The following is a 22,078-nucleotide window of genomic DNA, read 5'->3' as shown; positions in this document are numbered from 1 at the left end:
TAAGAGTTTGGGATTTGTATTTTTTTTCAAAAGATTAAATATCGTCAAAATCAATATTTGTAAAACTTTCTGCAGATTTCATTTCTTCGTTTCCTTCTGTATATGTTTCTCTTTTAAAATCTTTTTGGTGTCTTTCAGAAATTACTTCTTCTCCCTTTTGGTCAAGAACAAAATCAGTCATTTCGTCTAAAATTTCTCTGAAGGCAGCAAAATCTTCTTTGTATAAATAAATTTTGTGTTTTTTAAAGTGAAAAGAACCATCTTCTTCGGTAAACTTTTTACTTTCGGTAATCGTAATGTAGTAATCATCTGCTTTTGTAGCTCTTACATCAAAGAAATATGTTCTTCTTCCTGCACGCAATACTTTAGAAAAAATATCTTCTTTTTCTAACATGTCATTTTCTCTCATAATTCTACTTTCAAATTAATTAGTGTTATAGCGTCTCAAAAATCTAAAAAAAAATTGGATAAAACAAAAGTTTAGTCAATTTCTTTTTCTGAAAGTTGTTTTACGTATAGCTCTTTATAGTAGCCATTTAGTTCTAATAGTTGAGAATGAGTACCTTGTTCTAAAATTTTTCCATCTTCTAAAATGATAATTGAATCTGCATTTTTAGCAGATGAAATTCGATGACTTACAATAATAGTTGTTTTGTCTTTACAATACTCGAGTAAATTATTTAAAATGGTTTCTTCGGTCTCCGTATCAACTGCACTAAGACAATCATCTAAAAGAAGAATTGGAGCGTTTTTAATCAGCGCTCGGGCAATAGAAACACGCTGTTTTTGTCCGCCCGATAAGGTAATACCTCTTTCTCCTAAAATGGTTTCATATTGTAAATTGAAATTCATTATATTATCATGAACCACTGCTTTTTTAGCGGCTTCTATCACTTCATTATCTGAAGCTTCTTCGTTTCCAAATTTAATGTTGTTTTTAATACTATCCGAAAATAAAAATGCGTCTTGAGGTACCACACTAATTTGGTTTCGTAAATCAAACAAATTCAATTCTTTAATATCTTTATTATCAATATAAACGGTACCTTTTTGAGTGTCGTATAACCTACTAATTAGGGTAAGTAATGTAGATTTACCAGAACCTGTTTTGCCTAAGATTGCTAATGTTTTTCCTTTTTGAATTTCAAATGACACATGATCTAAAGCCTTACTATTTGTATCTTCATATTCAAATGACACATTGTCAAATTTAATAGTTCCTTCTATTGTAGAAGGATTGTTATTTGTGTTTTGAATTTCGGGCTCTTCATTTAAAAATTCATTTATTCGTTTTTGAGAAGCTTCTGCCTCTTGAACTAAGGAAGAAACCCATCCTAACGATGCCACAGGCCAAGTAAGCATGTTGATGTAAAGAACAAACTGTGCAATTACTCCAAAATCAGGAATAGTTTTATTAATATACATTGTACCTCCTACATAAATTACAATTAAATTACTTAGGCCAATTAGTAATATTAATAAAGGTCCAAATAAAGCATTCGTTTTAGCTAAATCCATTGCTTTATTTCTGCTATCTTTTGCTAAAACATTGAATTCGTTTTGCTTTTTTTCTTCAATTGCGTAGGCTTTTATTACCCTAATTCCTGAAAATATTTCTTGGGTAAAAGAGGAAAGTGTAGAAAGATTTTGTTGAAATAAACCACTTTTTTTATGAATTTGAGAACTAATTTTAAAAATTCCGTATGATAATAAAGGAAGAGGAAGTAACGAATAAAATGTTAATTGCGGAGAAATTAGCACCATTTGAATAATAACCACGATAAATATGATGAGCGTGTTAATAGAATACATTACTGAAGGTCCTACATACATTCTTACTTTACTTACATCTTCGCTAATTCTATTCATTAAATCGCCCGTTCTATTTTTTTTATAAAACCTTTGAGTTAAAGTTTGGTAATGCTTGTAGATATCATTTTTTAAATCAAACTCAATGTGTCTCGACATTACAATTAATGTTTGACGCATTAAGAACGTTAAAAAACCACCAATAAAAGCCACAATTAAAGTATAAATAAAGTTATTTAAAAGAATGGATTGCGCTTCTGCTTTAAGAATTGAAGTATTTTCTATTGCTCTAATAGAATCTCCAAAAAACTTAGGAACATAAAGTTTAAATATTTGGGCAACGATAGTGATGACTATACCTAAAAGGAATCTATATTTATATTTGACAAAGTATTTGTTTAAATATTGCAGTTCTTTCATAATTTTTTTAAGAGTGATACTTATTCAACATCAAATTGATAAAAAAAGGTAATCAATTGATAATGAACGATTATCTATTTTTATAGCATTTTATTGCTAAATTATTAAAATAAATATAATTTTTTGAATCAATTTAAAATTATTCGTAATATTGTAATTAAATAATGAATAATTATCAAATCAACTAAAATCACATGACAACAGAATTATTAAAAGCAAATGAGCTTCATAAAGTAGACCCAGTATTTGGTCAGGTTTCTTTTGATGGTCATGAACAAGTTGTATTTTGCAACGACAAAGATACAGGATTAAAAGCAATTATTGGAATTCATAACACAGTTTTAGGACCTGCTTTAGGAGGAACCAGAATGTGGAATTATACAAATGAATGGGAAGCGTTAAACGATGTTTTACGTTTGTCTCGTGGCATGTCTTATAAAAATTCGATTTCAGGTTTAAATTTAGGTGGAGGTAAAGCTGTAATTATTGGCGATGCTAAAACTCAAAAAACTCCAGAATTAATGCGTCGTTTTGGACAATTTGTAGATTCTTTATCTGGAAAATACATTACTGCTGAAGATGTAGGAATGGAAACTAAAGATATGGATACTGTAAATGAAGTAACTAAATATGTTGCTGGAATTTCAGTAGAAAGAGGTGGTTCGGGAAATCCTTCTCCTGTTACTGCTTATGGTGTTTTTATGGGAATGAAAGCAGCAGCTAAATACAAATATGGTTCTGATAATTTAGAAGGTAAAAAAGTATTAGTACAAGGAATTGGACATGTGGGTGAAGTTTTAGTACAACACTTAACAGAAAGTGGTGCTTTAGTTACCATTACTGATATTAACGAAGATAGAGTAAACCAAGTAGGAGCGAAGTATGGCGCTAACATTTTTACAGGTGCCGATTTATATAGTGCTGATGTAGATATTTATGCACCATGTGCTTTAGGAGCTACTATTAATGATGCTACTATCAACAATATTAAAGCTAGTATTATTGCTGGTGCGGCTAACAATCAATTAGCAAATGAAGCTATTCATGGTAAAATTTTAAAAGACAAAGGTATTTTATATGCACCTGACTTTTTAATTAATGCTGGTGGTGTTATTAATGTGTATTCTGAATTAGTAAAATGGACGAATGCTCAAGTTATGGAGAAAACAGAAAACATTTACAATACTGCATTAGAGATTTTCAAATTTGCAGATGATAATAACATTACAACCCATCAAGCTGCTTTTTCAATGGCACAAAAACGAATTGATGATGCAAAAAATGAATTAAAGAAGTAATTCATTTTAAATAATATTGTATTTTTGCAGAGCGAAAGGAGTTATTCTTTCGCTCTCTTAATTTTATAAAGTTCTTAATTAGTATGTTAAACAGAAGACATATCCGAGTAAAAGTGATGCAAAGTATTTATGCCATGCACCAACATCAATCTGATAATTTGGATAAAGAAGAAAAATTTCTTTTTCAAAGTATTGAAAATACACAAAATTTGTATCTTTTATTGCTTTCAGTTCTTATTGAAATCAAAAAGAAAGAAACAGAATATATCGATTTGGCTTCAAAAAAGCATTTAGCAACTCAAGAAGAACGTCAGCCTAATTTAAAATTCATAAACAATCAAGTTTTAGTTTTATTATCCGAATCAGAAGCGCTTGAAACAGCTTTGGATGATAATAAAATTAATAACTGGAAATTAAACGACGATATTATATTAGCGTTAATTGATTCTGTTAAAGAAAGTGAGTTGTACCAAAATTACATGGAGAAATCCACTACAAGTTTTGAAGAAGATAAATTCTTTATTATTGATTTATATACTGAAGTTATAGCGCCTAGCGATCGATTATACGATTATTTAGAAGATTATAAATTAACTTGGGTTGATGATTTACCAGGAATTAATACTTTAATTGTTAAGCAAATCAAACAATTAAAATCGGAAAAAGATACCCTTATTGTTCCTAAAGTTTATAAAGACGAAGATGATAAAGATTTTGTAAAAAACTTGTTTAGAAGAACGGTTTTAAATGAAGTTGAATTATCTAAAGAATATATTGATAAAACACCAAATTGGGATGTGGAACGTATTGCAGAAATAGATACGATTATTTTAAAAATGGCCATTTGCGAATTATTAAAATTTCCATCTATACCTACAAAAGTAACAATTAACGAATATTTAGAAATTGCAAAAGAGTATTCTACACCAAAAAGTAGTATTTTTATCAACGGAATTTTAGACAACTTGGTTAAAGAATTTAATCGAGATGGTAAATTAAATAAAGCAGGTAGAGGTTTATTATAAAAATTTAAAAGTATGTTAAGAAAATCAGTTGGGTTATTGTCCCTTTCATTAGTTGTTTTAGGAACAGCTTGTAAACAGGAAAGTATAGCAGATAAAATCACAGAAGAGGATATGAAAGCTATTCAAACTGAAAATGCTATTGCTGGAAGATTAGCAAAAGCAGAATTTGATAAAGAAGTTCATGATTTTGGAACAATTGCAGAAGGCGCAATTGTAGAAACAGAATTTATGGTTAAAAACACAGGTGATTCTGATTTAATGATTTATGAAGCTAAAGGGAGTTGTGGTTGTACAGTGCCTCAACCTCCAAAAGAGCCAATTAAACCAGGAGAATCTGCACCTATAAAAGTGTCTTTTGATTCTAAAGGTAAACCAGGAGCGCAAGAAAAAACGGTTACTTTAAAAACCAATACTGCCAACGGACATGAAATGTTCAAAATTAAAGCAAATGTAACACCAGCTGAAAAAACAGCTATAACTAAATAAATTTATTATGGATTATAATCAAATATTCCCAATAGTATTAATGATTGCCGTGTTTTATTTTTTATTGATAAGACCACAACAACAAAGGGCAAAAAAAGAAAAAGCATTTGAAACCGGATTAAAAGTGGGTGATAAAATTATCACTAAGGCTGGAATTCATGGAAAAATTGCAGAAATGAACGAAGAAACTATCGTAGTTGAAACTATGGCAGGAAAAATTAAAATGGAAAAATCTGCAATTTCAATGGAAATGAGTGCTAAATTAAAAGCATAATTTCATTATATAACTATTAATAACAAAGCCGAACTTTAAATTAAGTTCGGCTTTATTTATTATTAGAAATTATTAGATTAAAATTTCACTTTCATGGTTAAAGTTTTTCCATCTCTCATCACCGTTACTTCTTTTTCATCTCCAACGCTTAATTTTGATAAGCAATCCATATATCCATAAACTTCTTTGATTTCGCAATCACCAATTTTAACTAAAATATCACCTTCAACAATTCCGGCAGCATGAGCCGGACGATTCTCTGTAACTCCATCAATATGTAAACCATCTCCATGATCTGTATAATCAGGCATAATACCTAAAGTTACCTTGTATTTTGGAACCGTTTTACCAGCATTCATAGCTGTTTTAGTAAATTCAATTTTATCTAAAGTTGCCACTTCATTTGACACTCTAAATACATAATCAACAATGTTTCTTACGCCATAGTAATTGATTTTTTCTTCATCATCACTTGGTTTGTGGTAATCATTATGCGTTCCGGTGAAGAAATATAAAACTGGAATGTCTTTTAAATAAAAAGAAGTATGGTCAGATGGACCTTGGCCTGTATTGTCTAAAGTAACATTAAATCCGGCAGGTTTATTTTTTGTCACAATAGCAGAAAATTCTGGTGCAGTACCAATTCCGCCCACAACTAAGCTTTTATCTTTATCTAATCGGCCTATCATATCAAGGTTTATAATGGCTACTACATTTGGATAATATGTTTTTAAGGTTTCCGCCATGTGTTTAGAACCTATTAATCCATCTTCTTCTCCAGAGAATAATGCAAAAATATAGTTGACATTCTCTTTGGTTTTATTTTGAGAATACATTCTGGCTAATTCTAATACAGCAGCTACACCAGAAGCATTATCATCGGCACCATTATGAATTTCTCCATTTGAATTTGGTTTTGAAGAATGATTGTGTTCGTTTAGCCCTAGATGATCATAATGCGCTCCAATTACAATTGTTTTTGAAGCTTTATTGTCTAAAAACGCAATAACATTTGTTCCACTATTTGATTTATCACCTGAAGCATCTGTGCTGTGTGGGTTTACTTTTACTTTATAATTAAAAGTTTGAAAGAAACTATTGTTTGCATACGGTTTTAAACCAAACGATTTTAGTTCTTTTACAATATAATCCGCTGCTTTTTTCTCTCCAACAGAACCTGTTAAACGTCCTTGTAATTCATCTGAAGACAAATAAGAAATGTGTTTTTTTAATGCTTTTGGTTGTGCAATTTCTGCATTATCTCCTTCAACCCAATCGGCAATAAAAACATTAGTTTCTCTTGGTTTGCTTTGCATTCTGTTGCTTGAGAATACTAACTTTTTTCCATCAGGTGAAAACATCGGAAAAGCATTAAACTCACTTTCCCAAGTAATTTGTTGTAAATTTTCTCCAGTAATATCAATCATAAACAATTGAAAATCATATCCTCTTGTTGAATGATGATTGGATGAAAATATAATTTTTTTATCGGAAGGGTGAAAGTAAGGCGCCCAATTTGCTTTTCCCAAATTCGTAATTTGTTTTAAATCAGAACCATCTATATTACAGGTATAAATTTCCATTTCAGACGGAGCAACTAAATTTTGAGCTAATAAATCTTTATAGTCTTTTACTTCTTCTGCCGTTTTTGGTCGAGAAGAGCGAAAAACAATTTTTTTACTATCATGCGAAAAGAAACAACCACCATCATAACCTAATCCAGAAGTGATTTGTTTTAAGTTGGAACCATCAATATCCATAGTATAAATTTCTAAATCACCACTACGAATACTTGTAAAAGCTATTTTTTTTCCATCAGGAGAAACTACTGCTTCGGCATCATACCCTGGAGTATTGGTCAATTGCTTTGTAATGTTTCCATTTAAATCGGCAATGTAAATATCAAATTCTGGATAAATTGCCCATAAATATTTTCCTTCAATAGGTTTAGGAGGAGCAGGGCAAGCATGATCTGATGCATGAGTAGAAGCGTATAAAATGTGTTTACCATCGGGCATATAATAAGAACAAGTAGTTCTTCCTTTTCCTGTTGAAACCAATTGTAAACTTTTTTCGTTGTATTCTTGCGCTTTTAAATCCAACATAAAAATTTGGTCGCAAGAAACTCCAAACGCTTTATTAGTAACTTGAAGCGTTAATTTATCGCCACTTGGGTTAAAATAAGCTTCTGCATTATCACCTCCAAAAGTTAATTGTTTGATGTTTTTTAAATGTTTTTCTTGTGCAAAACTTGATATTGCTATTAATGAGATTAAAAGAAATAATACCTTATTTTGTTTTAAATTTAATGAGAACATATCGTTTTTATTTGTAATTATTAAGATAAGATTGCTAAGATACAAAAAAGACAAGTTAGCAAAAACTTGTCTTTATAATTGTTTTCTATACTAAAATAGATTATTTTGTAGTAGCAGTTATTTCGGCAATTTTCACAATTACCTCAGTAGCTTTAACCATACTTTCAACTGGAACGTATTCATATTTTCCGTGAAAATTATGTCCGCCCGCAAAAATATTTGGACAAGGCAATCCTTTGTACGATAACTGACATCCATCTGTTCCTCCACGAATAGGTTTAATTAAAGGTTTTATTCCTAATTCCTTCATCGCTTTTTCAGCAATTTCAACAATATGGAATACCGGTTTTACCTTTTCTTTCATGTTGTAATACTGGTCTTTAACTTCAGCGATTACAATATCATCACCAAACTGTTTTTTCCACTTTTTATTGAATTTAGTAGCTAAATCTTGTACAAACTCTTTTCTGTCTTTGAATTTTTTAGCACTATGATCACGAATTATTAATTCTACGACAGTTTCTTCAATACTTCCTGTAATACCAACCACGTGATAAAAACCTTCGTAACCTCTTGTCTTTTCAGGAATTTCGTTTTTAGGTAATTTCGAAATAAATTGATTGGCTAAAAGCATAGAATTGATCATTTTTCCTTTTGCATAGCCAGGATGAACGCTTTTTCCTTTAAAAGTAATTTTAGCACCTGCCGCATTAAAATTTTCATATTCTAGTTCGCCAATTTGACTTCCATCCATGGTATAAGCCCATTCGCAACCAAATTGTTCTACATCAAATTTATGAGCTCCACGACCTATTTCTTCATCAGGTGTAAAACCTACTCTAATTTTACCATGCTTAATTTCAGGATGTTGAATAAGATATTCCATTGCTGTCATAATTTCGGTAATTCCAGCTTTGTCATCGGCACCTAAAAGCGTTGTTCCGTCGGTAGTAATTAAGGTTTGTCCTTTGTATTGCAATAGGTCTTTGAAATAACTTGGAGATAAAATAATGTTTTGTTTTTTATTTAAAACGATATCGCCACCATCATAATTTTTTACAATCTGAGGTTTTACATTCGCTCCAGTAAAATCTGGAGTTGTATCGTAATGCGAAACAAATCCAATCGTAGGAACTTTGTGTTTTACATTGCTTTCTAAAGTTGCCATAACGTAACCATTTTTATCGATGGTTACTTCTGTCATGCCCATTGCTTTTAATTCTTTTACTAAAAGATTAGCAAGGTCTAGTTGTTTTTTTGTACTTGGAGTTGTATCAGAATTTGGGTCTGATTCAGTATCAATTGTTACGTAGCTTATAAAGCGATCGATTATATGTTGCATGAATTTTTAAAATTTATACAAATATAAGGAATGAAGTTTTGAAATTAAAATAATGCAGTGTTTAATATAAATTGTTTGTAAAGGTTTTGGAACTAATTTATATAAAACAAAAAATCCCACATTTCTGTAGGATTTAATTTTGTGGGCGATGAGGGGTTCGAACCCCCGACCCCCTCGGTGTAAACGAGGTGCTCTGAACCAGCTGAGCTAATCGCCCCAATAAGTTGCTTTACTATTACCATATTGCGAGTGCAAATATACAAGGAATATTTGTTTCTGCAAGAGTTTTGATAAAAAAATTACTTTTTTTCTATCTTTTCTAGAAGCACTTTGTTTGTGTAATTTACCATTGTAATGGTAATCTCTTCATTATTAGAAGTTTTCCCTTCAATTACATATATTTTCCCTTTTCTATATGATTCGTTACTTTTTGAAAAATCTACATCTCCATAGCGTAAACTTTGTTTAATATCTTCCATTGTAACCCATTTTTCTGTCAAAGATTTCTTGGCAAGGGTATCTATGTCTAATGATTTACTTCTTAAATCTTTTAAAACACGACAATTTGGGAAGTAACAAAATTCAACTCCTTTATCACTAGCTTTTGCTTTTAAAAACCACATAACAAAAACACCTCCTAAAAATAATCCAAATAAATAATAAGCTAAACGAAACTGAAACTTCATATCATTATAATTTGTGCAAATTTAGTTTAAATTAAACACATAGACACATAGTTTTTTATCTTTTGAAAGATATTAAAAAACAATCAAATTGATATCTCGGTATTCTAAGTTGAACCAATCACCAATTGCTTTGTTGGTTAAAACGCCATGATAAAAATAAATACCATTTTTTAAACCTCTATTACAACGAATAGCCGTTTCAATTCCGCCATCGTCAGCAATATGTAATAGAAATGGAGAAATTATGTTACTAATAGACATGGAAGCCGTTTTAGAATAACGAGAAGGAATATTGGGAACACAATAGTGAATGACTCCGTTTTTTATAAAGGTTGGGCGTTCGTGTGTTGTTACTTCTGAAGTTTCAAAACAACCTCCCGTATCAATACTTACATCAACAATTACAGCGCCTTTTTTCATGTGTTCTACCATAGTTTCAGTTACTACAATAGGAGCGCGGTTTTTTCCTTTCATTGCTCCAATAGCAACATCGCAACGACGTAAGGCTTTTAGAAGCGATTTTTCTTGAATGGTTGAAGTAAAAATTCTTTGATTTAAAGTGTTTTGTAATCGGCGTAATTTAGTAATAGAATTGTCAAATACTTTCACGGTAGCACCTAATCCTAAAGCAGTTCTAGCTGCATATTCTGCCACAGTTCCCGCACCAATAATCACCACTTTTGTAGGAGGAACTCCGGTGATGTTTCCGAATAATAAGCCTTTTCCGATATTCTCGCCAATCATTAATTCGGAAGCAATTAAAATTGAGGCTGTTCCTGCAATTTCGGATAGTGATTTTACAGCAGGATAAGAACCATCTTCATCTTTAATAAATTCAAATGCTAATGCTGTAATTCTTTTGGCAGCTAAAGCTTCAAAATATTCTTTTTTCTGAGTTTTTAATTGAATAGCTGAAATAACGATGGTTTGCTGATTCATCATTTCAATTTCAGTAAGAGTAGGCGGTTCCACTTTTAAAATCATTGGGCAACCCAATACTTTTTTAGTGTCTTGAGTAATTTCGGCACCAGCATCGCTATATTCTTTATCAGAGTAACTCGAACTTTCACCTGCGCCAGCTTCAAGCATTACTCTATGTCCATGCGAAACAAGAGATGAAACAGCATCTGGTGTTAAGCATATACGACGTTCTTGATAAGACGTTTCTTTAGGAATTCCGATAAACAACTCACTTTTATGTCGTGCCACTTCTAGCTTTTCTTCTTGTGGTAATAATTGTGATTTAGAAAATGGACTATAAATAGACATGGTGTGTTGTTTTTTGAGGTACCAATTTAGGAATTATTTTTAAATTAGAAAATAGGGATAAGATAAAAGAAGAAAGATTTTCTAATTCTTTAAAATCAATTCTCTTTTTCCATCGGCCATTACTTTTATTGAAATACTAGCATGGTCTATTGGAATTAAGTTGGGTGTTTTTTCTGGCCATTCGATAAAACACCAATTATCAGAATAAAAATACTCATCTAATCCCATATCATAACCTTCTTCTTCTGAATTTAAACGGTATAAATCAAAATGATACACGATTTCGCCTTCAAAAGTGCTGTATTCATTCACTAAAGAAAAGGTTGGACTACTTGAATTGTCTTTTACGCCTAATTCTTTTACCAATTCTTTAATTAAAGTTGTTTTTCCGGCACCCATTTGCGCATGAAATGTAATGACTTTTTTTAAGGAAGGTGTGGCTAATATTTGCTTAGCAACTTTTGTGATTTCGTCTAATGAAAAAATTATGGTCATACTAATTTATAACTTTACTGAACACTTATAACTGAAAACTGAACACTATTAACGCGGTTCTAGAACTAAAAACGGAATTACCATTTCTTCTAATGAAATTCCTCCATGTTGATAGGTATTTCGGTAATAACTCACATAATGATTGTAGTTATTAACGTAAGCCAAAAATAAATCGTTTTTCGCAAAAATAAAAGAGCTACTCATGTTGAGTGCAGGCAATCCAATTTTCTTAGGATCTTTTACCGCATATACGTCTTTGTCTTCATAAGTTAAACTTCTACCTGTTTTGTAACGAAGGTTTAAACTTGTGTTTTTGTCTCCAATAACTTTCGACGGATTTTTACAATTGATCGTTCCGTGGTCAGTAGTTATAATTAATTTAAAACCAAGTTGTTGTGCTTGTTGAATCATATCTAAAAGCGGAGAATTCTTAAACCAACTTGCCGTTAAAGAACGATAGGCTTTATCGTTTGACGCTAATTCTTTCACCACATCCATTTCGGTTTTAGCGTGCGATAACATGTCAACAAAGTTGTAAACAATAGTAGTTAAATCATTATTTTTTAATGATTTAAAGTTATCAGCTAATTTTTTTCCAGCTGTAAAATTGGTAATCTTATAATATTCTTGCTTAATATTTAATCCTAATCGCTTTAATTGTTCTGTTAAAAATTCGCCTTCGAACAAATTTTTCCCACCTTCATCTGGATCGTTTTTCCAATATTGCGGGAATTTCTTTTCCATATCCAAAGGTGTTAATCCTGAGAAAATAGCATTTCGAGCATATTGCGTAGCGGTTGGTAGAATAGAGAAATAACTTACCTCTTTTTCTAATTTATAATGGTTGTTTACAATGCTTTCAAAAGCTTTCCATTGGTCATAACGCAAATTATCAATGACAACGAAAAGAATAGGCTTGTCTTTTTTACGTATTTCAGGAGCGACTAATTCACCAAAAATTTCATGTGAAAGAAAGGGTTTGTCAGCTTTAGGTGTAAACCAATCTTCATAATTACGTTCAATGAATTTACCAAATTGCATATTGGCCTCAGCTTTTTGGCTTTCCAAAATTTCTACCATGCTTTGGTCTTCAATGTTTTCCAACTCTAATTCCCAGAACAATAGTTTTTTGTACAATTCAACCCAATCTTCATAGGTACGAACCATTGCCATATCCATCGCAATTTTTCGAAATTCTTTCTGATAATCTAAAGTTGTTTTTTCGGAAATCAAGCGCGAATGATCTAAATTTTTCTTCAAACTCAGTAAAATCTGATTTGGATTTACAGGTTTTATCAAATAATCTGCAATTTTAGAACCAATGGCCTCTTCCATGATATATTCTTCTTCACTTTTGGTAATCATGATTACCGGAACCGAAGACTTTTTTTCTTTTAATTCAGATAAGGTTTCTAAACCACTTAAACCGGGCATATTTTCATCTAAAAAAACTACATCAAAATTATTTTCTTCAAATAAATCAATAGCATCTTGCCCGTTATTACAGGTAGTTACATGATAATTTTTCTTTTCTAAAAAAAGGATATGTGGTTTTAATAAATCAATTTCATCATCAACCCAAAGTATTTTTATCTGGCTCATTTCTTCTTAATTTGTGTGCAAGTTACTATTTATTAAACGACGATTGTATTAAATTTAGTATAAAATTTCCCAATAGTTTTAAACAATTCTTTTTGTAAAAAATCGCTACATTTGTTACTCAAAATTTATACTTGTGAGCCAAACCAACAAACTCAAAATATTTAACGATCCTATTTATGGTTTTATTACCATTCCAAATACGTTAATTTATGATTTAATTCAGCATCCCTACTTTCAGCGTTTACGAAGAATTTCTCAAATGGGAATGTCTTATTTGGTTTATCCTGGAGCACATCACACGCGTTTTCATCATGCTTTAGGTTGTATGCATATTATGCAGAAAGCAGTTCAAACGCTTCGTTTTAAAGGTGTTTTACTATCTGAAGAAGAAGAAAATGCTTTATATATTGCTATTTTACTTCACGATATTGGTCACGGTCCCTACAGTCACGCTATGGAACATAGTATTGTAGAAGAAATTCATCATGAAGAATTATCGCTCTTGTTTATGGAGCAATTAAACAAAGAATTTGATGGGAAATTAGCACTTGCGATTCAAGTTTTTAAAGGTGAATACCATAGAAAATTCATGTTGCAATTGATTTCAAGTCAGTTGGATATGGATCGAATGGATTATCTAAAACGCGATAGTTTTTACAGCGGTGTTGCCGAAGGTAATATTAATAGCGAGCGTTTAATTCAAATGATGAATGTGCAAGATGATTATTTGGTTATCGAAGAAAAAGGAATTTACTCAGTAGAAAAGTTTTTGGTTGCCCGAAGATTAATGTATTGGCAAGCTTATTTGCATAAAACTAGCGTTGTTGCGGAATTAATCTTGACCAAAATTCTAAAACGTGCTAAAGAATTAACTCAAAAAGGAATCGTTTTGCCTTCTAGCGAATCGTTACAATTCTTTATGCAGAATAAGATTTCATTGTCAGATTTTGATAAGAATGTTTTAGATAAGTTTTCATATTTGGATGATTATGATGTAATGGGTGCTATAAAATCGTGGCAATTTCATGATGATTTTGTATTGCAATCTTTATGTAAAATGATATTGAATCGAGATTTACTAAAGATTCAAATGACTGATGATAAACCAAACAAAGAGAATTTATTAGCAATCAAGAATAAGTACATTGCTTATGCTGGAATTTCCGATAAAGAAGCTGATTATTTTGTTTTTAAAGGTAAATTAAAAAATCAGGCTTATAGTAAATCCAGTGAACCAATTCGTATCTTAAAAAAGGACAAAACGATTGAAGATGTGGTCGAAGCTTCAGATCAATTACATTTAAAAGCCTTATCAAAACCAGTTACTAAATATTTTATATGTTTTCCAAAAGTGGTCTTAGAAGTATAGCTTTTTAATTTAATTTCCTATTTTTGCCAAGATGAAGTGGAATCAATACTCAGTATTGAATGAAAAAGAGTATTTTTATATCCTAAAATCTATCTTTTTTGATAGTAATACAATTTTAAAATGAAATTTACAGCAGCTCAAATAGCAGGTATTTTAGAAGGTGAAGTAATTGGTAATCCAGATGCAGAAGTTTTTAAACTATCAAAAATAGAAGAAGGAACTAAAGGATCATTGACGTTTTTAGCGAATCCTAAATACAATAATTATATATATTCAACTCAGGCAACAATTACTATTGTAAACCATACATTTGAACCTGAACAAGATATAACAACAACTTTAATTAAAGTTGAAGATGCCTATCAATCTTTTTCAAAGTTATTAGAGTATTACAATCAGGTAAAATTAATGAAGTCTGGTATAGAGCAACCTTCTGTAATTTCACAAAATGTAGTTTATGGAACAGACTTATATTTAGGAAGTTTTTGTTATGTAGGTAAAAACGTTACAATAGGAAACAATGTAAAAATTTACCCAAATAGTTTTATTGGTGACAATGTAACTATTGGCGATAACTGTGTTTTATTTGCAGGGGTTCGTATTTATTCCGAAACGGTTATAGGAAATCGTTGTACTATTCATTCGGGTACTATTATTGGTTCTGACGGATTTGGTTTTGCACCTCAAGAAGACGGAACTTATGTAAAAGTGCCACAAATTGGAAATGTAATTATTGAAGATGATGTTGAAATCGGTGCTTGTACAACCGTTGATAGAGCTACTTTAGGTTCTACAGTTATTAGAAAAGGAGTAAAGCTTGATAATCACATTCAAGTAGCACATAATGTTGAGATAGGAGAAAATACTGTAATTGCAGCTCAAACCGGAATTGCAGGAACCACCAAAATTGGTAAGAATTGCTTAATAGGTGGGCAAGTTGGTTTTGCGGGTCACTTAGTAATTGGTGATGGCGTTAAAATTCAAGCACAATCAGGAATTGGAAAAAATTTAGAAGCAGGAGAAGTGGTTCAAGGAAGTCCAGCTTTTAATTATGGTGATTTTGCGAAGTCATTTGTTCATTTTAGAAATTTACCAAAAATTGTTTCCGATTTAGAAGACTTAAAAAACACAATTAAATAATTTAAATACAATTTTATCATGGCGAAGCAAACAACAATTGCTGCAGAAATATCATTAAAAGGTGTGGGTTTACACACAGGGCAAGAAGTCTCAATGACTTTTAAGCCAGCCCCAGTAAACAATGGATTTACATTTGTACGTGTAGATTTAGAAGGACAACCAATTATTGAAGCTGATGCAAACTATGTTGTAAATACGCAACGAGGTACTAATTTAGAAAAACTAGGTGTTTTGATTCAGACTCCAGAGCATGTTTTAGCCGCTCTAGTAGGAACTGATTTAGATAATGTTATTATAGAATTGAATGCTTCTGAACTTCCTATTATGGATGGGTCTTCAAAATATTTTGTTGAAGCTATAGAACAGGTTGGAATTGTTGAACAAGAGGCTGAACGAAAAATATATGTAGTTAAAGATGTTATTTCTTTTTTAGATGAAGCAACAGGAAGTGAAATTACAATAATTCCATCAGATAAATATTGTGTAACTGCAATGGTTGATTTTGGTACTAAAGTTTTAGGTACGCAAAATGCTACCATGAAAAGCATTAAAGAATTTAAAAAAGAAATTGCTGATTGTAGAACCTTTAGTTTTTTACACGAATTAGAATCTCTTTTAAATAATGGTTTAATTAAAGGAGGCGATTTAAATAATGCCATTGTATACGTTGATAAAGAAATTTCAACAGAAACAATGGAAAATTTAAAAAAGGCATTTAACAAAGAAACTATTTCAGTTAAATCAAACGGAATTTTAGATAATTTAACTTTGCATTTTCCAAATGAAGCTGCTCGTCATAAATTGTTAGATATTGTTGGTGATTTATCTTTAATTGGAACACGTATTCAAGGAAAAGTTATTGCTAATAAACCAGGTCACTATGTAAATACACAGTTTGCTAAGAAAATTGCAAAAATAATTAAATTAGAAGAACGTAATAATGTACCTTCTTATGATATTAATAAAGAGCCTGTTATGGATATTCATGGTATTATGGATTTATTACCGCACAGACCTCCATTCTTGTTAGTTGATAAAATTTTAGAGTTATCCGATACGCATGTAGTAGGATTGAAAAATGTGACAATGAACGAAGATTTTTTCGTAGGACATTTTCCAGGAGCTCCAGTAATGCCCGGAGTTTTGCAAATTGAAGCAATGGCGCAAACAGGTGGTATTTTAATTTTAAGTACTGTTCCAGATCCAGAAAATTACTTAACCTACTTCATTAAAATTGACAATGTTAAGTTTAAAAATAAAGTATTACCGGGTGATACCTTATTCTTTAAATGTGATTTAATATCACCTATTAGGAGAGGAATTTGTCACATGCAAGCGTATGCGTATGCCAACGGAAAATTAGTTTCAGAAGCCGAGTTAATGGCACAAATTGTTAAAGTAAAATAATTAAAACATATGAAATCGCCACTAAAATAACTTTGCGTAAGCAAATACCAAAAATAAAGGCGATAACATATTTTTCCTATAAAAAGTAAAATATTAAAATATGAATCAACCATTAGCTTACGTGCACCCAGGTGCCAAAATAGCAAGAAACGTAGTAATTGATCCTTTTACAACTATTCATAATAATGTTGAAATAGGTGAAGGAACTTGGATTGGTTCAAACGTTACCATTATGGAAGGTGCTCGCATAGGTAAAAATTGTAATATTTTTCCTGGTGCAGTTATTTCTGCGGTTCCTCAAGATTTAAAATTTGGAGGAGAAGATTCTTTAGCTGTTATTGGTGATAATACCACGATTAGAGAATGTGTCACTATTAATAGAGGAACAATCGCTTCTGGTCAAACTAAAATTGGTAAAAATTGTCTTATAATGGCAACGGCACATATTGCTCATGATTGCCATATTGGCGATAACGCTATTATTGTAAATGGAGTTGCTTTAGCAGGACACGTAACAGTAGGAGATTTTGCTATTATTGGTGGTTTAGCTGCAGTTCATCAGTTTATTTCTATTGGTGATCACGCAATGATTTCGGGTGGTTCATTAGTAAGAAAAGATGTGCCTCCTTTTACAAAAGCAGCAAAAGAACCTTTGTCTTATGTGGGAATTAACTCTGTAGGATTAAGAAGAAGAGGTTTTTCAACTGATAAAATAAGAGAAATTCAAGATATTTATAGAATTCTTTATCAAAAAAACTACAATACTACACAAGCATTAAGTATTATTGAAGCAGAAATGGAAGCAACAACAGAAAGAGATGAAATTTTAGATTTCATTAGAAATTCTTCTCGTGGAATTATGAAAGGATACACGAGTTCAATGTAATTTTAGAATTTATAAAAAATAAATAACAAACATCAAATTAAAATAAAATGGCAAGTACATCAGATATTAGAAACGGATTATGCATCAAATACAATAATGATATTTATAAAATCATCGAGTTTCTTCACGTAAAACCAGGTAAAGGACCAGCTTTCGTAAGAACAAAATTAAAATCGTTAACTAATGGTAAAGTATTAGATAATACATTTTCTGCCGGACATAAAATTGATGAAGTACGTGTTGAAACACATACATTCCAATACTTATATGCTGAAGGAGATCAGTTTCACTTTATGAATAACGAATCATTTGAACAAATTACATTAGATAAAAATGCATTAGATGCACCAGATTTATTAAAAGAAGGGACTAATGTAATGATTCAAATTAACGCAGAAACAGAAGCACCATTATCAGTAGATATGCCAGCTTCTATTGTTTTAGAAGTTACGTATGCAGAACCAGGAGTAAAAGGAAATACAGCTACAAATGCTACAAAGCCTGCTACAGTTGAAACAGGTGCTAGTGTAAATGTTCCTTTGTTTATCAATGAAGGTGATAAAATCAAAATTGATACCGCTACAGGAAACTACATGGAAAGAGTAAAAGAGTAATTTCAAAAATCAATACCAAATTCAATAACAATTTTCAACTTTTATGAAATTTTCAAAAACGTTTTCGCTCAAAGAAATAGCTCAAATTATATGTAGTGATTTTGTGGGCGATGAAAATTTTCCAGTTCAAGGTATGAATGAAATTCATGTTGTTGAACCTGGAGATATTGTATTTGTAGATCATCCTAAATATTACGATAAGGCATTGCAATCAGCGGCTACTATTGTTTTAATTAACAAAGAAGTAGAATGTCCGGAAGGAAAAGCCTTGTTGATTTCAGATGATCCTTTTAGAGATTTCAATAAACTAACCAAACATTTCAAACCATTTCAAGCTTCAAATGCAGCAATTTCAGATTCAGCTAAAATAGGAGAAGGAACTGTTATTCAACCTAATTGTTTTATTGGTGAAAATGTTCAAATTGGTAAAAATTGTTTAATTCATCCTAATGTTACGATTTACGATAATACGCTAATTGGAGATAATGTAATGATTCATGCTGGAACCATTTTAGGTGCAGATGCTTTTTATTATAAAAAACGTCCTGAAGGTTTTGATCAATTGTTATCTGGTGGTAGAGTAGTGATTGAAGATAATGTTGGGATTGGAGCTTTATGTACTATCGATAAAGGAGTTACGGGTGATACCACAATTGGTGCTGGAACTAAAATTGATAATCAAGTTCATGTAGGACACGATACAGTAATAGGAAAAAAATGTTTAATTGCTTCGCAAACAGGAATTGCTGGTTGTGTAATTATTGAAGATGAAGTAACGCTTTGGGGACAAGTAGGAACAACAAGTGGAATAACTATAGGTTCAAAAGCTGTTGTAATGGGACAAACAGGTGTTACTAAATCTATTGAAGGTGGAAAAACCTATTTTGGAACTCCTATTGAAGAATCGCGAGAAAAATTAAAGCAATTAGCTAATGTGAAACGGATTCCTGAAATTATTGCAAAATTGAAACAAAATGAAAAATAAAAAACAAATTGAATTTTTGTACAAAGAAGATGGAATACGAAATGCGGCATTTCTTGACACTCTTTTGCACGATGATTTTATTTTAGAATGGGACAGTTCAGAAGGCAATCTTTTTCTTGAAAAAAGTGCTATTATCAATTTAGCGAATGAATTGAAACAAAATTATGAAGATTCATTCATGGAAATTTCACATTTTATTGAAGAAAATAATCAAATTGTAGTTAAATACAATCATAAGGTAACTACAATTGAAAATCCTAAAGAATTCTTTTTGATAGCTAAAGTTGTGGCTATTTGGGAATTTGAAGGTGATAAAATTATAAAAGGATACCAAATTAGCAAACCTAATTAAAAAAACATAACAAAAAATATGTGATTATTTGGTAAAAAACTTACTTTTGCATCACAAATTTAAACACAATTTAATTCATATATCATGAGCGTTTTAGTAAATAAAAATTCAAAAATAATTGTACAAGGATTTACAGGTAGCGAAGGAACTTTCCACGCTTCTCAAATGATTGAGTACGGAACTAATGTTGTAGGTGGTGTAACTCCAGGAAAAGGTGGTTCAACACATTTAGACAGACCTGTTTTTAATACAGTAAAAGATGCTGTTGAAAAAGCTGGTGCTGATACTTCAATTATTTTTGTTCCGCCAGCATTTGCTGCTGATGCAATTATGGAAGCTGCTGAAGCTGGAATTAAAGTAATTATTTGTATTACTGAAGGTATTCCGGTAGCAGATATGATTAAAGCGTATGATTATATTAAAGGAAAAGATTGTCGTTTAGTTGGACCTAACTGTCCAGGTGTAATTACTCCAGAAGAAGCTAAAGTAGGTATTATGCCAGGTTTTGTTTTCAAAAAAGGAACTGTTGGAATTGTATCTAAATCAGGTACTTTAACATACGAAGCTGCTGACCAAGTGGTAAAACAAGGTTTAGGAATTACTACAGCTATTGGAATTGGTGGTGACCCAATCATTGGAACAACTACTAAAGAAGCAGTAGAATTACTAATGAACGATCCAGAGACTGAAATTATCATCATGATTGGTGAAATTGGAGGTCAATTAGAAGCTGATGCTGCTAAATGGATTAAAGCAGACGGAAATCGTAAACCAGTTGTTGGATTCATCGCAGGTGAAACTGCTCCAAAAGGAAGAACAATGGGGCACGCAGGTGCAATCGTTGGTGGTGCTGATGATACAGCAGAAGCTAAAAAACGCATCATGAGAGAAAACGGAATTCACGTGGTAGATTCTCCAGCCGAAATTGGTAAAAAAGTAAAAGAAGTTTTAGGATAATCCTTTAACTTTTAGATATAAAAAATCCCGCTATTTGCGGGATTTTTATTTATATAATTTCTGCACTTAATCCAGCATCTAGTAATGCCGAACATTGTGGTTTTAATTGGTCAATCGGACCTGTTTTAACCGTGCATTGGCCTTTATAATGTACTAATAAAGCACATTGTTCAGCTTGTAACTCATCGTGTTTGCAAACTCTCATTAATGTGTCTATCACATGATCAAAAGTATTTACATCATCATTATGTAATACAATTTCGTTATTTACTCCAACTGATTCTTCTACTAAAACTTCTTCTTGAATTTTTTCTATCGTACTCATTTTCTTTTCGGTTAAAAGTTCTTTGCAAAAATACTGAATCAAATTCAAATTCAAAAATCAAATTTAAAATTCAAGTTCAAAATTCAAGTTCAAAATTCAAGTTCAAATTCAGAAATCAAATTTAAGATTTAAAAAAGTTAAACTCCCAACTTCCATCTCCTAACTATTTCACAAATTTCAATGCTACCCAATTATTGCGTTCGAATTGTTTTACATAAGTTAATCCTTTAGAAGTACAACTTTCCGAAATAACCGGAATATCTTCGGTATAAAAACCACTTAAAAATAAAGTTCCATTTTCGTTTAAACAATCTACATATTGTTGCATATCATTTAATAAAATGTTTCGGTTAATATTAGCAATAATAATATCGTATTTTTTACCAACTAATAAAGAAGCTTCTCCTTCGTAAACTGAAATATGCTTGCAATTATTACGTTCTGCATTTTCAATAGAATTTAAATAACACCAATTATCAATATCTATAGCATCGATAGGTTGAGCACCTTTCATTTCAGCTAAAATGGCTAAAATTGCAGTTCCGCAACCCATATCTAAGGTTTTTTTATTGGTAAAATCGGTTTCTAAAATATGTTGAATCATCATGTGAGTTGTTTCATGATGACCCGTTCCAAAACTCATTTTTGGTTCAATTACAATGTCATACTCAGCATTGGTTTTTTCATGAAATGGCGCTCTAACATGGCATTTTCCATCTACTTCAATTGCTTCAAAGTTTTTTTCCCATTCTTCATTCCAATTTACTTGCTCAATTTCTTCAAAAGTATAACTGATATTAAATTCGGGATTATCTAAAATTTGAATATCTTCTAAAATTGCATCACTCCATAAATCCTTCTGAACATAGGCCGAAATTCCGGTTTCTGTTTCAATAAAACTTTCAAAAGCTTTTTCACCTAATTCAGCAATTAATATTTCACTTCCTAATTCAATAGGTTCTATTGTAAAATGATATCCTATGTATATATTTGACATGATTGTATATTTTTTGCAAAGG

22 protein-coding genes and 1 tRNA gene are annotated in these 22,078 nt (G+C 31.2%); 12 read left to right on the top strand and 11 right to left on the bottom strand.

What is annotated here, in order from left to right; translation table 11 throughout:
* Positions 1–34 precede the first annotated feature (34 nt).
* The gene (locus GFJ99_RS07075; protein WP_153208128.1) at positions 35–409 is read right to left on the bottom strand and encodes a PUR family DNA/RNA-binding protein; all 375 of its coding nucleotides are present in this window, start codon (positions 407–409) and stop codon (positions 35–37) included.
* A gap of 71 nt (positions 410–480) precedes the next feature.
* A complete protein-coding gene (locus GFJ99_RS07070; protein WP_153208127.1) occupies positions 481–2,229 on the bottom strand; it encodes an ABC transporter ATP-binding protein in 1,749 nt (582 codons plus the stop codon).
* Positions 2,230–2,423: 194 nt separating this feature from the next.
* Here GFJ99_RS07070 and GFJ99_RS07065 point away from each other — a divergent pair, with 194 nt between their 5' ends.
* The 4 genes from GFJ99_RS07065 to yajC all read left to right on the top strand — a co-directional run bounded on the left by GFJ99_RS07065 (position 2,424) and on the right by yajC (position 5,312).
* Positions 2,424–3,527 carry a Glu/Leu/Phe/Val dehydrogenase gene (locus GFJ99_RS07065; RefSeq protein ID WP_153208126.1) on the top strand — a complete coding sequence of 368 codons (1,104 nt, stop codon included), beginning with the start codon at positions 2,424–2,426 and terminating at the stop codon, positions 3,525–3,527.
* A gap of 83 nt (positions 3,528–3,610) precedes the next feature.
* A complete protein-coding gene (gene nusB / locus GFJ99_RS07060) occupies positions 3,611–4,552 on the top strand; it encodes a transcription antitermination factor NusB (protein WP_040471017.1) in 942 nt (313 codons plus the stop codon).
* A gap of 12 nt (positions 4,553–4,564) precedes the next feature.
* Entirely contained in the window at positions 4,565–5,038 is a 474-nt protein-coding gene (locus GFJ99_RS07055; protein ID WP_153208125.1) for a DUF1573 domain-containing protein, read from the top strand.
* Positions 5,039–5,045: 7 nt separating this feature from the next.
* Complete coding sequence (gene yajC, locus GFJ99_RS07050) at positions 5,046–5,312, top strand: preprotein translocase subunit YajC (RefSeq protein ID WP_153208124.1); 267 nt, start codon at positions 5,046–5,048, stop codon at positions 5,310–5,312.
* 77 nt (positions 5,313–5,389) lie between these two features.
* On the opposite strand, the gene GFJ99_RS07045 is transcribed toward yajC, so the two are convergent.
* The 7 genes from GFJ99_RS07045 to GFJ99_RS07015 form a co-directional block, all read right to left on the bottom strand.
* The gene (locus GFJ99_RS07045; RefSeq protein WP_153208123.1) at positions 5,390–7,630 is read right to left on the bottom strand and encodes a M20/M25/M40 family metallo-hydrolase; all 2,241 of its coding nucleotides are present in this window, start codon (positions 7,628–7,630) and stop codon (positions 5,390–5,392) included.
* A 100-nt stretch (positions 7,631–7,730) separates the two neighbouring features.
* Positions 7,731–8,972 (bottom strand): peptidase T, encoded by a 1,242-nt coding sequence (pepT, locus tag GFJ99_RS07040; protein WP_153208122.1) that lies wholly within the window; start codon positions 8,970–8,972, stop codon positions 7,731–7,733.
* A 142-nt stretch (positions 8,973–9,114) separates the two neighbouring features.
* A tRNA-Val gene (locus GFJ99_RS07035) sits at positions 9,115–9,189 on the bottom strand.
* Between the two features lie 82 nt (positions 9,190–9,271).
* On the bottom strand, positions 9,272–9,658 hold the full coding sequence (locus tag GFJ99_RS07030; protein ID WP_008257910.1) for a DUF4258 domain-containing protein: 387 nt from the start codon (positions 9,656–9,658) through the stop codon (positions 9,272–9,274).
* A 72-nt stretch (positions 9,659–9,730) separates the two neighbouring features.
* Positions 9,731–10,927 carry an alanine dehydrogenase gene (locus GFJ99_RS07025; RefSeq protein ID WP_008257909.1) on the bottom strand — a complete coding sequence of 399 codons (1,197 nt, stop codon included), beginning with the start codon at positions 10,925–10,927 and terminating at the stop codon, positions 9,731–9,733.
* A gap of 81 nt (positions 10,928–11,008) precedes the next feature.
* Positions 11,009–11,422, bottom strand: a complete 414-nt coding sequence (gene tsaE / locus GFJ99_RS07020; RefSeq protein WP_153208121.1) for a tRNA (adenosine(37)-N6)-threonylcarbamoyltransferase complex ATPase subunit type 1 TsaE — start codon at positions 11,420–11,422, stop codon at positions 11,009–11,011.
* Between the two features lie 48 nt (positions 11,423–11,470).
* Positions 11,471–13,024: a bifunctional response regulator/alkaline phosphatase family protein gene (locus GFJ99_RS07015; RefSeq protein ID WP_008257907.1), complete on the bottom strand. Its 1,554-nt coding sequence runs from the start codon at positions 13,022–13,024 to the stop codon at positions 11,471–11,473.
* Positions 13,025–13,157: 133 nt separating this feature from the next.
* Between GFJ99_RS07015 and GFJ99_RS07010 the strand changes: the two genes are divergently transcribed.
* The 8 genes from GFJ99_RS07010 to sucD all read left to right on the top strand — a co-directional run bounded on the left by GFJ99_RS07010 (position 13,158) and on the right by sucD (position 20,734).
* A complete protein-coding gene (locus GFJ99_RS07010; protein ID WP_008257906.1) occupies positions 13,158–14,393 on the top strand; it encodes an HD domain-containing protein in 1,236 nt (411 codons plus the stop codon).
* Between the two features lie 120 nt (positions 14,394–14,513).
* Positions 14,514–15,533, top strand: a complete 1,020-nt coding sequence (gene lpxD, locus GFJ99_RS07005; RefSeq protein WP_153208120.1) for a UDP-3-O-(3-hydroxymyristoyl)glucosamine N-acyltransferase — start codon at positions 14,514–14,516, stop codon at positions 15,531–15,533.
* An 18-nt stretch (positions 15,534–15,551) separates the two neighbouring features.
* Positions 15,552–16,940, top strand: a complete 1,389-nt coding sequence (locus GFJ99_RS07000; protein WP_153208119.1) for a bifunctional UDP-3-O-[3-hydroxymyristoyl] N-acetylglucosamine deacetylase/3-hydroxyacyl-ACP dehydratase — start codon at positions 15,552–15,554, stop codon at positions 16,938–16,940.
* Between the two features lie 100 nt (positions 16,941–17,040).
* Positions 17,041–17,826, top strand: coding sequence for an acyl-ACP--UDP-N-acetylglucosamine O-acyltransferase (gene lpxA / locus GFJ99_RS06995; protein ID WP_008257903.1), 786 nt, complete (start codon positions 17,041–17,043; stop codon positions 17,824–17,826).
* A 47-nt stretch (positions 17,827–17,873) separates the two neighbouring features.
* On the top strand, positions 17,874–18,440 hold the full coding sequence (efp, locus tag GFJ99_RS06990) for an elongation factor P (protein WP_008257901.1): 567 nt from the start codon (positions 17,874–17,876) through the stop codon (positions 18,438–18,440).
* Between the two features lie 43 nt (positions 18,441–18,483).
* Positions 18,484–19,425, top strand: a complete 942-nt coding sequence (locus tag GFJ99_RS06985) for a UDP-3-O-(3-hydroxymyristoyl)glucosamine N-acyltransferase (RefSeq protein WP_153208118.1) — start codon at positions 18,484–18,486, stop codon at positions 19,423–19,425.
* Complete coding sequence (locus tag GFJ99_RS06980) at positions 19,415–19,777, top strand: nuclear transport factor 2 family protein (protein WP_153208117.1); 363 nt, start codon at positions 19,415–19,417, stop codon at positions 19,775–19,777. Before GFJ99_RS06985 ends, GFJ99_RS06980 begins: the two co-directional genes overlap by 11 nt.
* Before the next feature lie 84 nt (positions 19,778–19,861).
* A complete protein-coding gene (gene sucD, locus GFJ99_RS06975; RefSeq protein WP_008257877.1) occupies positions 19,862–20,734 on the top strand; it encodes a succinate--CoA ligase subunit alpha in 873 nt (290 codons plus the stop codon).
* A 49-nt stretch (positions 20,735–20,783) separates the two neighbouring features.
* Here sucD and GFJ99_RS06970 read toward each other — a convergent pair whose 3' ends face one another.
* Together GFJ99_RS06970 and prmA are read right to left on the bottom strand one after the other, a co-directional pair.
* Positions 20,784–21,059 carry an ATP-dependent Clp protease adaptor ClpS gene (locus GFJ99_RS06970; protein ID WP_153208116.1) on the bottom strand — a complete coding sequence of 92 codons (276 nt, stop codon included), beginning with the start codon at positions 21,057–21,059 and terminating at the stop codon, positions 20,784–20,786.
* 163 nt (positions 21,060–21,222) lie between these two features.
* Complete coding sequence (gene prmA / locus GFJ99_RS06965) at positions 21,223–22,056, bottom strand: 50S ribosomal protein L11 methyltransferase (protein WP_153208115.1); 834 nt, start codon at positions 22,054–22,056, stop codon at positions 21,223–21,225.
* Positions 22,057–22,078: the final 22 nt, after the last annotated feature.

Source organism: Flavobacterium sp. LMO6 (genome assembly GCF_009495795.1).
Taxonomy (GTDB): domain Bacteria; phylum Bacteroidota; class Bacteroidia; order Flavobacteriales; family Flavobacteriaceae; genus Flavobacterium.
This window is presented reverse-complemented; position numbering and strand designations above follow the sequence as displayed.